We start from the raw sequence: 12,718 nt of genomic DNA on the forward strand, positions 1-12,718 counted from the left end.
TCTCGGACACGAAACTCACACAGACACTGGACTTCTACCTGGGGACCCAACCACCCGTATCGGAAATCGTCGACGACTTGCAACGTCTGGATCGCGTCGCGACGTTCGCGGGCCGGTTGCTGACCTCGTATTTCGAGTCGGACATGGTGATGGGAGTCGCGTGGGGAACCACCGTCAGTGCGGTCAGCCGCAAGCTCGCCCCCAAACGCACCCACAACTCCCACGTCGTACAACTCAACGGCGCAGCCAATACCCGCACGACGGGGGTGTCTTATGCAAGCGACATCATCAAGAATTTCGCCGATGCGTACGGCGCTGTGGCGCAGGGATTTCCGGTCCCGGCATTCTTCGACTACCCCGAAACGCGAGCTCATTTGTGGCGCGAGCGCAGCATCAAGCGCGTCCTCGAACTACAGGACCGCATGAACCTGGCCGTCTTCTCCATCGGCGTCGTCAGCGGTGCGGTACCCAGCCACGTGTACAGCGCGGGCTATCTCGAACGTCGTGATCGCGCCGAACTCGAACGTGACGGCGTCGTCGGCGACATCGCGACAGTGTTTCTGCGATCCGATGGCAGCTACGACCGTATCGCCCTGAACGACCGATCCAGCGGACCCAGCCTCGATCGACTCAAGGCGGTCCCCCGCCGACTGTGCATCGTTGCGGGCGAGTCCAAACTCGATGCGCTGAATGCGGCACTGAAAGGTGGTTTGATCACCGACCTGGTGATCGACGACATCAGCGCCGCGGAGTTGATATTGCGTTCGCCCTGAGTCACGTGCACTCGCGGTGTCAGAACTCCTCGTACTCGTCCGGGTCCTGACCCCAGATCCGCCCGCGCTCCAAACCGGAGATGGCTGCCATCTCGTCGTCGGTCAGCTCGAAGCCGAAGATGTCCAGGTTCTGCTTCTGGCGATCCGGGTTCGAGGATTTGGGCAGCGGTACCGCACCCAACTGGATGTGCCACCGCAGCACCACCTGTCCTGCGGAGACACCGTGCGCTGCGGCCGCCTCGGCGACGGGTGGCGCTGTCAGTAGTTCCGATCCGCGTCCGAGCGGGCTCCAACTCTCGGTGACGATGCCGTGCTCGGCGTGGTACGCCCGAAGATCCGCCTGCGGAAAATAGGGGTGAAGCTCGATCTGATTGACCGACGGCACCACCGATGTCTCCGAAACAAGTCGATCGAGATGCGCGACAGTGAAATTCGATACCCCGATGGATCTGACCACACCCTCCTTCTGGAGGTCGATCATTGCGCGCCACGTATCGATGTACTTGTCCACCTTGGGCAACGGCCAGTGGATCAGCAGCAGATCGATGTAGTCGACTCCGAGATTGTCGAGCGATGTCCGCGCGGATTCCTTGGCCTCGTCGTAGCCGTGAAGACGTCCGGGGATCTTCGTCGTGATCAGGATGTCCTCGCGCGGAACGCTCGACGCCGCGACTGCTCGTCCGACACCTGGCTCGGTTTCGTACCGAAGCGCGGTGTCGATGAGGCGATAGCCCGAGTCCAACGCTGCTGTCACCGTCGCCGCCATGTCTTCGCCTTCGGACTGCACGGTCCCGAGACCGATGACGGGAAGAGCGGTTCCGTCGTTCAGAGTGACAGTCGGTGTCATGTGTTCCTCCAGAAAGTGCGTCAGTATTCGACGGTGACCGTGCGGCCACCGTCGTTCATCGATTCCACCAATGCGTCTGCGACGATCCCAGCGCGGAGCCCGGCCTCTGCATCGGCGAGGGTCGACGGTCGTCCCTGCTCGATCGAATCGACCCATTCCTGCAGTTCGAGTCGATACGCCTCGGAGTAGCGCGGTATCCAGTCGAGCGGGTAGTCGATGGAACGACGAAGCCCGCTGTCGACGACGACGTGCGCCGGAACTGCGAACGATGCAACACCGTCCTCGCCGACGATCTCGCACCGAGTGTCGTAACCGTAGCGCGCATTGACGAAGAGTTCGAGTGTGATCAGGACGTCGGATTCGGTGCGCAGCAACATGATCTGCGGATCCTGGCGGATGCCCGAATGCTTCGAGGTGCGGCCCGCGTGCCAGCTGACCTCGGTGATCGGCGACCCGAGCAACCACGGCATGATATCGAGTTCGTGTATCGCGGAGTTGGTGATGGTCGCCGACGAGTCTCCAGGCCCGGCCTGCACGTTTCTGCTGACACAGTGCGCAACGAGCCTCTCTCCGATTCGCTCCACGGACGCCGCGCGCTCGAGCTCGGTGTACGCAGGATCGAATCTCCGCATGAATCCGACGGTGATCAGATCCCGATCTCCCTGGGCGGCAATGATGCCGCGACACTCCGCCGCGGTCGGCGCAAGCGGCTTCTCGCACAGCACCGGCTTGTTCGCAGCAAGCGCGGCATGAACCAGTTCGGCATGCGTCGAGTCGTGCGAGGCGACGATGACGGCGTCGACGCTGTCATCGGCGATCAGCGCGAATCCGTCTGCGGAAACGGATGCGTCGCGCAGTTCGGCGGCGACCGACGACGCGCGCCCGGCATCGAAGTCGGCGACGGCGGACACCTCCGCGCCCGAAATCGAGCCGTTGATCTTACGAGCGTGGTCGGCTCCCATGATGCCGACACCGACTATTCCGACGCGTACTGTCATTCGTTGAGTATGACATCAGAATGTCCAGACAAAATAGGAATTGTTGAGATACCCGCCGCCCGTGCGGCAGGGCTACGGTCATTTTTCGCGTACCGGCGGGTGCGGTGTGTTGAATCTCGTCAGCACCTGGATTCGGGACGGCTCGCTGACGACGCCCGCGAATCCCCCGCCCGCCTGCATGAGCAACCGACAGGCCAGCCGTGCATCGGCTCGGAGGTCATGATGAAGAACTGCAGACAGCGCACCCGATTTCAACAGTGTGCGGTTGTCGCTGTCGAGGTCGTGGCCGATGAAGACACGGCACCGTCGCCCCGCCCGTCCGAATGCTCGGAACGCCCCGGCGTTTCCGCCACCGATGGAGTAGACGGCCTCGATTCCCTCGTGTTCGGTGAGCGCGCGGTGAACCAGCCGTTCCACGGTCTCGTCGCGTCCTTCGCTGTCCGTGATCTCTACGACCCGCCTGCCCGCCGCGGCACCGCGCTCGGCACCCAACGCGCGCAGCGTGGTTCGGAATCCGATCTCGCGTTCCCCTTCGTTGCGGAAGATATTGCTGGTCGAGATCACGAGAACCGACGAGTCGGCGTCGCCGAGCCAGCTGTCCACCAGATACGCCGCGGTTGCCCCCGCCGCACGGTTGTCGATTCCCACATAGTCCAACCTCCTGCTGGCAGGAACATCCGTCACGTAGGTCACGACCGGAATTCCTTTGTCGACCAGGCGGTCGAGGGCCGCGATCACGTCCGGATCGTCCGGCGCCTTGACTATCACTCCCTGGGATCCGCGGCTGGTGAACTTTCCGAGCGTCTCGACCATCGCCGCGACGGACTCGGTTTCTCTGAAGTGAAACCTGCACCGAACGACGGCGGGTGACAGCATCGGCAGTTCCGCTTCCACCGCCGCCCTGAACTCGGCGGAGAATCGGGCGGGTGACTGCATGACGACGTCGAACAAGAACTTCCGACCGTTGAGCCGCAGTTGAGATCGCTGCTTGTCGAGATCGGAAATTGCCTGCTGCACTTCCGCTCTCGTGTCTGCGCGTACACCCGCGCGCTCGTGGAGCACTCGGTCGACCGTCGCCTCGCTCAGACCTGCCTGCTGGGCTATCTCGCGAACCTTGTACCGATGAGTCACCGTCACCCCTGAGGTGTTTTTGATGGCATTTACTGGTTGATCCTACGGCAAGGACGGGTCAGACTCGAGGTCCGAGATGTCTCCCTCCGAATCAAGGACCACCACTGATGGGCGTAACCGTCGGCGTCATCGGCCTCGGCCGAATCGGCGCATTCCATTCCGAAACGTTGAGTACGCTGCCCGGCGTCGACGGCCTCGTCGTGACGGACGAACGGCCGACGGTGACCGAGTCCGTAGCGACCAAGCTCGGCGCCACGGCAGTGCAGAACACTGCCGCGATGCTCGCCTCCGGGGTGGACGGCGTGGTCGTCGCCGCCGCGACCCCCGCGCACGCCGCGCTGGTTCTCGCCTGCGTCGACGCCGGCATTCCGGTGTTCTGCGAGAAGCCGATCGCAGCCACACCCGCCGAGAGCCTCGCCGTCGTCGCGGGCATCGAGTCCAGTGGCGTCGAAGTTCAGATCGGCTACAACCGTCGATTCGCACCCGCGTTCGCTGCCGCCAAGAACGCCGCCGCGTCGGGCGATCTCGGGTGGCTGCATACCGTTCGCTCGACGACGCTCGATCCCGCTCCCCCACCCCTGGAATACGTTGCCGTGTCCGGCGGTATCTTTCGCGATTGCAGCGTCCACGATTTCGACATCGTCCGCTGGATCGTCGGCCACGAGGTCACCGAGGTGTACGCCGCGGGATCCAACCAAGGCGACCCGAGATTCACCGAGTACGGCGACGTCGATACCGCCACCACCACACTCACTTTCGAGAACGGCACTATCGGAGTCGTCTCCAACACGCGCTACAACGCCCGTGGCTACGATTGTCGCCTCGAGGTGCACGGCTCGGACGATGCTGTCGTCGCCGGATGGGACGAGCAGGTACCGGTCCGAAATCTGGAAGCCGGAACCACATTCCCGAACGGCACCCCCCACGCGTTCTTCATGGATCGGTTCTCCTCCGCTTATCAGGTGGAGTTGAGCGCGTTCGTCGACGTGATCGCCGGCCGAATTCCATCGCCCTGCACGCCGCGCGACGCCCTCGAGGTGGCCTATATCGCCGAGGCCGCAACATTGTCCATGCACCAGCACCGCCCGGTGCGGATCGATGAGGTACGACTATGAACAGCATCAGCACGAACACCGACATCCGCATTGCCGGAGCTCCTATCTCCTGGGGCGTCTGCGAGGTCCCCGGATGGGGCTACCAGATCGCGCCCGACCGCGTCCTGACCGAGATGCGTGATGCAGGACTGACCGCAACCGAAGTCGGCCCCGAGGGTTTCCTTCCTTCCGACCCGAACGAGTTGGCCGCAACACTCGACACGTTCGGCCTGAAATCCGTCGGCGGATTCGCACCGGTATTGCTGCACGAAGAAGACCACGATCCGGTCCCCGGCATCACGCCCTTGCTCGACGCCTTCATCGCCTCCCGTGCCGAGGTGCTCGTGCTCGCTGCTGCCACCGGCAGCGAGGGCTACGACTCTCGTCCCGATCTCGACGATGCTCAGTGGAACACGTTGCTACGCAACCTCGATCGCCTACGCGCGGCGGCAGCCGAGCGTGGTATCCGCGCTGTGTTGCACCCGCACATCGGCACCATGGTCGAGAAGCGAGACGAGGTCTATCGTGTTCTCGACGGCTCGACCATTCCACTGTGCCTCGACACCGGGCACCTTCTGATCGGCGGCACCGACCCACTCGAACTGGTGCAGGCGCACTCCTCACGCATTGCGCACGCTCATCTCAAGGACGTCGATGCGGCACTCGCCGCGCGCGTCCGGTCCGGTGAACTCACCTACACCGAGGCCGTCGCACAGGGCATGTACACCCCGCTCGGTACCGGTGACGCGCACATCGGCACGGTCGTGAACGAGCTGCTCGACGCCGGTTTCGACGGCTGGTTCGTGCTCGAACAGGACACGATCCTCGACGCTGAGCCGACCGACGCGGGACCGGTCACCGACGTCATCACCAGTGTTGCGTACCTGCGTAGCGTCGTGGATGCGCGCGTAGCGTCGACCGTATGAGTGGTCTTCGGATCGGCATTCTCGGCGCCTCTCGCATCGCCGAGGTAGCGCTGGTCGAACCAGCGCGTATTCTCGGGCATCGAATCGTCGCGTGTGCTGCGCGTGATCGCGACAGGGCCGAGATCTTTGCCGAAAATCACGGCGTGGAGCGGGTTCTCGACTCCTACGATGCCGTCGTCGCCGATCCTGAAGTCGATGTGATCTACAACCCGCTGGCGAACTCGCTGCACGCGCCGTGGAACCTGGCAGCGATTCGAGCGGGAAAGCCTGTGCTTACGGAGAAGCCGTTCGCGCGCGACCGAGCCGAGGCCACGCTGGTCGCCGACGCCGCTGCTGCCGCAGGAGTGACGGTGATGGAAGGCTTCCACTACGTGTTCCATCCCGTGACCAGGCGGGTGCAACAGCTGGTCGAGGACGGCTCGCTCGGCGAGCTTCGGCATATCGAGGTCGTCATGCGTATGCCTGCTCCCGAGCCGGACGACCTCCGATGGTCGCTCGACCTTGCAGGTGGCGTCATGATGGACCTCGGTTGCTACGGGCTACACGCTGCGCGTTTGTTCGGGCAGTATGCGGGTGGCATTCCCGAGATAGCGGCGGCCACTGCGGTAGAGCGACACCCCGGCGTCGACGAGTCGTTCGAAGTTGCGCTCCACTACCCCAGCGGGGCGACGGGAACCCTGTCGAACTCCATGATCGATCCGGACTACCTGTTCACCCTCGCCGTGTCCGGATCGAAAGGTCAGGCGTTCGCGCACAACTACATCAAGCCCAACGAAGACGATCGAGTCACCGTCACGATCGGATCGACGACGACCGTCGAGCATCTCGGGACGCGTACCTCGTACACGTATCAGCTGGAGTCGTTCGCCGACCACGTTCTCGATGGAACGCCCCTTCCTCTCGATGCCGCCGACGGTGTCGCCAACATGGCGATGATCGACGACGCCTACCGAAAAGCGGGTATGTCGCCGCGGTAGAGAAATCACCCTCTACGTTCGTCCCGAGACGACGACGCGACTGTGCCTGCTGGCCTACGATCCTGTCGCATGGATATTCAACTACGTCATGCACCGTCCTCGACCGTCGCCCGCTGCGTGCTCGCGCCAGGTGAGGCCATCAACGTCGAGGGCGGGTCGATGCTCGCGTGCTCGGCGCAGATGCACGTCGAGGCAAGCACGCCAGGAGGCTTCCTCGGTGGCCTCAAGCGGGCCGCGCTCAGCGAAGGTTCCTATTTCGTCACCACCTACACGGCCCCTCCCCAGGGCGGCTGGGTGGACGTCGCAGGCCGCCTCCCCGGAGACACGATCGCGTTGCCCATCATGCCCGGCCAGGACTTCTACCTCAGCCAGGGATCGTGGCTGGCCAACTCGCGCGGAGTATCGGTCGACTCGCAGTGGGGGGGAATGAAGAACGTCTTCGGCGGCCAAGGCGGATTCGGCTTCAAGGCTAGCGGTGACGGACACGCCTTGATCGCGGTCTACGGTGCCATCGATACCTTCGATCTCGCGGCGGGAGAATCGATCACGATCGACTCCGGGCACGTGGTGGCCTATCACCTGGCCATGCAGTTCGAGCTGCGTCGCGCGGTGCGCGGCAAGACGATGCAGTCGCTCAAGTCGGGTGAAGGCTGGGTCTTCGACTTCACCGGTCCCGGCAGAGTTCTGACCCAGACTCGGAACCCGAGGGAACTGGAGCGGCTGATCGTGGAGAAATCGGCGCCGAACTGACCGTTGTTGCGGGCCGAAATCGCTACGCGCCCGGCCTGACCCAACGACCCGAGGACACCGATTCCGTCATCGCGTCGAGCACCTCGGCGCTACGGACGGCGTCCCACACCGTCGCTCCGACCGGCTTGCCATCGGCAATGGACTGCAGGAACCGCTTGGCCTCGATGACCTTGAGGTCGTCGTAGCCCATCGTCGACGCGGAACCAGGCTGGAATGCACCGTACTCGCCCTGCTGTGGTCCGACGTAGATGGTGGAGACGGGCTGATCCTGATAACGATCACCGACGCTGAGTGCCAGCTCTCCGAGGCGACGGAAGTCCCAGAACACCGCGCCCTTGGTGCCGTGAATCTCGAAGCCGTACGCATTCTGCTCACCGACCGCCACACGACTGGCCTCCAACGTCGCACGAGCGCCGGACGCGAGACGAATCTGACTGCTGACGAAATCCTCGTTCTCCACCGGCCCGAGTTCGCCGCCGGTTGCGAGGGCGTGCCCGCTGGTCGCGCCGGTGGGCTTCGCGCGATCGGGAACGAACACCGCGGTATCTGCGACGAGAGAGTCGATGTCGCCCAACAGATACCGGAGCAGATCTGCGCCGTGTGACGCCAGATCGCCGAGCACTCCGTTGCCGCCGCGGGCCCGCTCGAAGCGCCAGCTGAGTGCGCCGTCGGGATGCGCGGCGTAGTCACTGAAGAAACGGAACCGTGCATGCGTGACGGTGCCGATGTCTCCGGACTCGATGATCACCTTCGCTTGCTCGACAGCGGGCGCGTTGCGATAGTTGAAACCGACGGCAGTCTGGACTCCCGCCTTGTCTGCGGCCAGTGCAACGGCGCGTGCATCGTCGGCCGAAAGTCCGACCGGCTTCTCGATCCAGATGTGCTTTCCAGCATCGACCATGGCTATTCCGATGCTGCGGTGCAGGAAATTCGGGGCCGTGATCGACACCGCGTCGATGGACGAGTCGGACTCGATATCGTGCCAGTCGGTCGTGGCGTTCTCGAATCCGAATTGCGCCGCGGCCTGTTCGGCGCGGCCGGGAACCTCGTCTGCCACCGACGCCAAGGTCGGCGTGAGCGCGAGCTCGGGATAGTGGTGCAGCAGGCGGGCGTATGCCTGCGTATGCACTCGACCCATCCAGCCGAAACCGGCCACACCCACACGAATGTTCTTCGTCGAACTCACCTCGATCTACTCCGTGCAGTCGCGAACCGGCCGATTTGGACCGGTCCAATGCCTAGTAGAGTGTGCGACATGCACCGCTGACGTGTCAATACCGGCACCGAGCACCGCGCACGAGAGGACAGCTCATGACCCAACCGACCATTCGAACGGTCGCCGCGCACGCTGGGGTATCGAAGTCTCTTGTCTCCCTGGTGCTTCGCGGGTCCAGTTCGGTGAGCGCGGAGAAGCGGACTGCCGTCGAGAACGCCATCCGTGAGCTGGGTTATCGCCCCAACCTGAGCGCGCGCAGCCTGACGCAGAAGCGCACGAACATCGTCGGCGTACTCCTGAACGATCTGCGCAATCCGTGGTTCGTCGACTGCCTCGAAGGCATGAATTCGATTCTGCAGCAGCATGACCTGAAGATGTTCCTCGCCGACGGCAGACTCGACCGCAGTTCCGACGCGTCGTACCTCGAAAGCTTCATGAACTTACGGCTCGACGGACTCGCCCTCGTCGGCACACGAGCGACCACGCCCGCCATTACCCAGGCCGCCGCGACGATGCCCACCGTCGTCGTAGCAAGTCGAGATCTGGAGTGCGCTGGAGTGGACGTCGTCGCCAACGACGACGAACTCGGGACGAGGCTCGCCGTCGACCATCTCGCCGACCTCGGCCATCGCCGAATCGCTCACCTGGCAGGCGTGGGCGCCGTCGCCGACATCCGCGCGAACAGCTACCGCGACGCGATGACCAGGCACGGCCTTGCGAGGTTCATTCGGGTGGTTACGAGTGGAATGACCGAGGACGACGGGCACCGGGCGGCGGGCACCCTTCTCGACGGACGCTCCAGGCCTTCTGCTGTCTATGCCGTCAACGACATGGTGGCGATCGGAGCGATGACGGCATGTCAGGAGCGCGGGCTCGCGATTCCACTCGACATCTCGATCATCGGCTACGACAACACCTACCTCGCCCGGCTACGGCACGTGCAGCTGACCAGCGTGGACAACGCAACGGTCGAAGTCGGACGGCGTGCCGCGAGTGCGCTGATCCAGCGGATCGCCGACCCGACGGCCCCTGGGTCTCTGGAACTGGTGCCGCCGGCACTGCATGTCCGAGGATCGACTACCACCCCGTCCCGGAGCAGCTAGCCGCTCGAATCAGCGATCGACGACGGTGGTGTCGAAGTAGTACCGCGACGCCCGGTAGGCGTGGGCACCGAACTCCACGACGCTGCCCGAATCGTCGAATGCCGTGCGGTGCATGGTGAGCAGCGGAGCCTTGTACTTCTCGTCCAGCAACAGTGCTTCCTCGCGGTCGGCGGCCTTCGCACCGATTCGTTGGCGCGCCAACCGAATATGAACTCCCCTTGTCCGCAGCGATTGGTACAGGCCCTGCGACTCGAGCTCGTCCGGATCGGGAGCGATCGCCGACGGCAGGTGGTTCGTCATCACCGCAAGAGGCTCACCGTTGGTACTGCGAAGTCTGCGAATGGTCACCACTTCGGTGTCGTCGAGGATGTTCAACTCGCGTGCGACCTCGGCCGTCGCGATCCCGACGTGATAATCGAGCAACTTGGTCGACGGACTCTGACCGGCACGAGCCAGGTCGTCGAACAAGCTGGTGAGTTCGACCGGACGATGGACCGGGCTCTGCACGACCTGAGTGCCGACGCCCCGCTTGCGCACGAGGAGGCCCTTGTCCACGAGCTCCTGGATGGCCCGGCGCGTCGTCGGCCTCGACAGGTTCAGCCGCTTCGCGAGCGCGAGTTCGTTCTCGAAGCGGTCTCCCGGCGCGAGGTGTCCACTGAGTATTGCGGCCTCGATCGCCTGGGCGAGCTGGAAGTACAACGGGACAGGGCTGCCTCGGTCGAGCTCGACAGAAAGCGGAGTCGCTACCGCACTGGGCGTCCGCGGTTCACCTGTGGACACATTCGATGCAGTCACAGCGCTTGCTCCGTTTCTCCTCCGGGGCCGTCAGTCTTCGCCCAGCTTGATCGGAAGTGTAGGCGAACACTAACATCACCTTGACTTGAAGTAAGAATGTCAGGACAAACTATTGACATGGACGTGTGAACTGGCGCACAGTGGATGCCGCAGGCCCACGACCCGCGCGAACAACTCCTCCCCCCGTTCCCACAACCCCAATGGAGTCGATCTTGACCACCACAGCCGACGCAAACACCACGGCCTTCGACGTCCTTGCCATCGGGCGCAGCGGCGTCGACATCTACCCATTGCAGACCGGTGTGGGCTTGGAGGACGTCGAATCGTTCGGCAAGTTCCTCGGTGGGAGCGCAGCGAACGTCTCCGTGGCCGCAGCTCGGCTCGGCTGCAGATCCGCACTGATTTCGGGCGTCGGAAACGATCCGTTCGGACGATATGTCTCCGCTGAATTGGCCCGCCTCGGCGTCGACAATCGCTTCGTCGTGACCGATGCCCAGTTCGCCACGCCTGTCACGTTCTGTGAGATTTTCCCGCCGGACGATTTCCCGCTGTACTTCTACCGGAAGCCCTCCGCACCGGACCTGCAGATTCGCCCCGAGAACATCGACGTCGACGCCGTGCAGCGTGCACGCCTGTACTGGTCGACAGTCACCGGACTGTCCGAGGAGCCCAGCCGCAGTGCGCACTTCGCCGCGTGGGAAGCGCGCGGCCGCGCGCCGCTGACCGTTCTGGATCTCGACTACCGCCCGATGTTCTGGGAGACGACGGCCGCCGCCACCGAGCAGGTCCGCCGAGCCCTCCAGCACGTCACCGTCGCCGTCGGTAACAAGGAGGAGTGCGAGATCGCTGTCGGAGAGACCGATCCGCACAAGGCCGCCGACGCGCTCCTGGATCTGGGTGTCGAACTCGCGATCGTCAAGATGGGCCCCAACGGAGTGATGGGCAAGACCAGGACCCACACGGTCACCGTCCCGCCGAATGTCGTCGACGTCGTCAACGGTCTCGGCGCTGGTGACAGTTTCGGTGGATCGCTCTGCCACGGCCTCCTCGAAGGCTGGCCGCTGGAGAAGATTCTTCGCTACGGCAATGCTGCGGGCGCGATCGTCGCCTCACGTCTCGAATGCTCGACGGCCATGCCCACCGCTGTCGAGGTCGCAACTCTCGCAGAAGAATCCGCCCCCGAAGATTCCAGCAACGAGGCCGTCAATGCCTGACACCGCCATGACGTCTGCGGCCGCGGCCACGTATTCCGACGTGACCGCACTCCGCGCCAGCGATCCGCAAGCCATCGACCGAGCATGGGCCACGCGAGTCACCCGCGACACCATTCGAGGCAATGGCAGGCTCATGATCGTCGCAGCCGATCACCCGGCGCGCGGCGCACTGTCGGTCGGCGGCAACGCAACCGCCATGAACAGCCGGACCGAACTCCTCGATCGTCTGCGCACGGCGCTCGCCAACCCTGGCGTCGACGGAGTTCTCGCCTCGTCGGAGATCTTGGACGACCTGGTGCTGCTCGGCGCGCTCGAGGACAAAGTCGTCTTCTCTTCGATGAACCGCGGCGGGTTGGCCGGCGCTTCGTTCGAATTCGACGACAGAATGACCGGCGCCACCGCGGCGTCCACGGCCAAGGCGCGGATGAACGGCGCGAAGATGCTCACGCGCATCGCCCTCGACGATCCCGGCACTCTAGGGACGATGACGGCCTGTGCTCAGGCAATCGACGAACTCGCCGCCCATCAGCTCATCGCGATGGTCGAGCCGTTCCTCTCCAGCCGCATCGACGGCAAGGTTACGAACGACCTCAGCGCCGATGCTGTCATCAAGTCCATCCACATCACCCAGGGTCTCGGATCAACCTCGGCCTACACGTGGATGAAACTTCCCGTCGTCGCCGAGATGGAACGCGTCATGGATGCCACAACACTTCCGACGCTTCTGCTCGGAGGAGATCCGCAGACGGCGCCCGAGGAAACGTACGCGAGTTGGGCCCAGGCCCTGGAACTCCCGGCGGTACGCGGCCTGATCGTCGGGCGCACCCTGCTCTACCCGCCGGACGGCGACGTCGAAGCAGCCGTCGGTACCGCCGTCGACATGGTGAGGTGAGA

At 64.0% G+C, this 12,718-nt stretch carries 13 protein-coding genes; 8 read left to right on the forward strand and 5 right to left on the reverse strand.

From position 1 onward, the window contains the following. Window positions 1-773 (forward strand): sugar-binding transcriptional regulator (locus ACODSO_RS27310; RefSeq protein ID WP_489039817.1); only part of this gene is annotated, 773 nt, incomplete at its 5' end. Between the two features lie 19 nt (window positions 774-792). On the opposite strand, the gene ACODSO_RS27315 is transcribed toward ACODSO_RS27310, so the two are convergent. The 3 genes from ACODSO_RS27315 to ACODSO_RS27325 form a co-directional block, all read right to left on the reverse strand. Beyond that, window positions 793-1,620, reverse strand: coding sequence for an aldo/keto reductase (locus tag ACODSO_RS27315; RefSeq protein WP_068380591.1), 828 nt, complete (start codon window positions 1,618-1,620; stop codon window positions 793-795). 20 nt (window positions 1,621-1,640) lie between these two features. Next, window positions 1,641-2,618 (reverse strand): Gfo/Idh/MocA family oxidoreductase, encoded by a 978-nt coding sequence (locus ACODSO_RS27320; RefSeq protein WP_489039818.1) that lies wholly within the window; start codon window positions 2,616-2,618, stop codon window positions 1,641-1,643. A gap of 78 nt (window positions 2,619-2,696) precedes the next feature. After that, entirely contained in the window at window positions 2,697-3,749 is a 1,053-nt protein-coding gene (locus ACODSO_RS27325) for a LacI family DNA-binding transcriptional regulator (RefSeq protein ID WP_489039819.1), read from the reverse strand. A gap of 107 nt (window positions 3,750-3,856) precedes the next feature. Here ACODSO_RS27325 and ACODSO_RS27330 point away from each other — a divergent pair, with 107 nt between their 5' ends. The 4 genes from ACODSO_RS27330 (at window position 3,857) to ACODSO_RS27345 (ending at window position 7,496) form a co-directional block, all read left to right on the forward strand. Then, window positions 3,857-4,864, forward strand: a complete 1,008-nt coding sequence (locus ACODSO_RS27330) for a Gfo/Idh/MocA family protein (protein ID WP_489039821.1) — start codon at window positions 3,857-3,859, stop codon at window positions 4,862-4,864. Beyond that, window positions 4,861-5,769: a sugar phosphate isomerase/epimerase family protein gene (locus ACODSO_RS27335; protein ID WP_489039822.1), complete on the forward strand. Its 909-nt coding sequence runs from the start codon at window positions 4,861-4,863 to the stop codon at window positions 5,767-5,769. Before ACODSO_RS27330 ends, ACODSO_RS27335 begins: the two co-directional genes overlap by 4 nt. Beyond that, the gene (locus tag ACODSO_RS27340) at window positions 5,766-6,746 is read left to right on the forward strand and encodes a Gfo/Idh/MocA family protein (RefSeq protein ID WP_489039823.1); all 981 of its coding nucleotides are present in this window, start codon (window positions 5,766-5,768) and stop codon (window positions 6,744-6,746) included. The genes ACODSO_RS27335 and ACODSO_RS27340 overlap by 4 nt, the downstream gene beginning before the upstream one ends. Window positions 6,747-6,815: 69 nt before the next feature. Continuing rightward, window positions 6,816-7,496, forward strand: coding sequence for a TIGR00266 family protein (locus tag ACODSO_RS27345; RefSeq protein WP_489039825.1), 681 nt, complete (start codon window positions 6,816-6,818; stop codon window positions 7,494-7,496). A gap of 22 nt (window positions 7,497-7,518) precedes the next feature. Here ACODSO_RS27345 and ACODSO_RS27350 read toward each other — a convergent pair whose 3' ends face one another. Next, the gene (locus ACODSO_RS27350) at window positions 7,519-8,682 is read right to left on the reverse strand and encodes a Gfo/Idh/MocA family protein (protein WP_489039826.1); all 1,164 of its coding nucleotides are present in this window, start codon (window positions 8,680-8,682) and stop codon (window positions 7,519-7,521) included. Between the two features lie 125 nt (window positions 8,683-8,807). On the opposite strand from ACODSO_RS27350, the gene ACODSO_RS27355 reads away from it, so the two are divergent. Next, window positions 8,808-9,815 carry a LacI family DNA-binding transcriptional regulator gene (locus ACODSO_RS27355; protein ID WP_489039827.1) on the forward strand — a complete coding sequence of 336 codons (1,008 nt, stop codon included), beginning with the start codon at window positions 8,808-8,810 and terminating at the stop codon, window positions 9,813-9,815. Window positions 9,816-9,824: 9 nt separating this feature from the next. Here ACODSO_RS27355 and ACODSO_RS27360 read toward each other — a convergent pair whose 3' ends face one another. After that, window positions 9,825-10,610 carry a GntR family transcriptional regulator gene (locus tag ACODSO_RS27360; protein WP_082898123.1) on the reverse strand — a complete coding sequence of 262 codons (786 nt, stop codon included), beginning with the start codon at window positions 10,608-10,610 and terminating at the stop codon, window positions 9,825-9,827. Window positions 10,611-10,810: 200 nt separating this feature from the next. Between ACODSO_RS27360 and iolC the strand changes: the two genes are divergently transcribed. Further along, window positions 10,811-11,824, forward strand: a complete 1,014-nt coding sequence (gene iolC, locus ACODSO_RS27365) for a 5-dehydro-2-deoxygluconokinase (protein ID WP_489039828.1) — start codon at window positions 10,811-10,813, stop codon at window positions 11,822-11,824. Continuing rightward, entirely contained in the window at window positions 11,817-12,716 is a 900-nt protein-coding gene (locus ACODSO_RS27370; RefSeq protein ID WP_489039829.1) for a Cgl0159 family (beta/alpha)8-fold protein, read from the forward strand. Before iolC ends, ACODSO_RS27370 begins: the two co-directional genes overlap by 8 nt. Window positions 12,717-12,718 lie beyond the last annotated feature (2 nt).

It is taken from the genome of Rhodococcus sp. FG69, from assembly GCF_057808915.1.

What these genes read in the sequence shown, in the direction of transcription:
- ACODSO_RS27315 (WP_068380591.1), bottom strand. Translation starts at nt 1,620, where the DNA reads ATGACACCGACTGTCACTCTGAACGACGGAACCGCTCTTCCCGTCATC.
- ACODSO_RS27345 (WP_489039825.1), top strand. Translation starts at nt 6,816, where the DNA reads ATGGATATTCAACTACGTCATGCACCGTCCTCGACCGTCGCCCGCTGC.
- ACODSO_RS27330 (WP_489039821.1), top strand. Translation starts at nt 3,857, where the DNA reads ATGGGCGTAACCGTCGGCGTCATCGGCCTCGGCCGAATCGGCGCATTC.
- ACODSO_RS27370 (WP_489039829.1), top strand. Translation starts at nt 11,817, where the DNA reads ATGCCTGACACCGCCATGACGTCTGCGGCCGCGGCCACGTATTCCGAC.
- ACODSO_RS27335 (WP_489039822.1), top strand. Translation starts at nt 4,861, where the DNA reads ATGAACAGCATCAGCACGAACACCGACATCCGCATTGCCGGAGCTCCT.
- ACODSO_RS27340 (WP_489039823.1), top strand. Translation starts at nt 5,766, where the DNA reads ATGAGTGGTCTTCGGATCGGCATTCTCGGCGCCTCTCGCATCGCCGAG.
- ACODSO_RS27355 (WP_489039827.1), top strand. Translation starts at nt 8,808, where the DNA reads ATGACCCAACCGACCATTCGAACGGTCGCCGCGCACGCTGGGGTATCG.
- iolC (WP_489039828.1), top strand. Translation starts at nt 10,811, where the DNA reads ATGGAGTCGATCTTGACCACCACAGCCGACGCAAACACCACGGCCTTC.
- ACODSO_RS27320 (WP_489039818.1), bottom strand. Translation starts at nt 2,618, where the DNA reads ATGACAGTACGCGTCGGAATAGTCGGTGTCGGCATCATGGGAGCCGAC.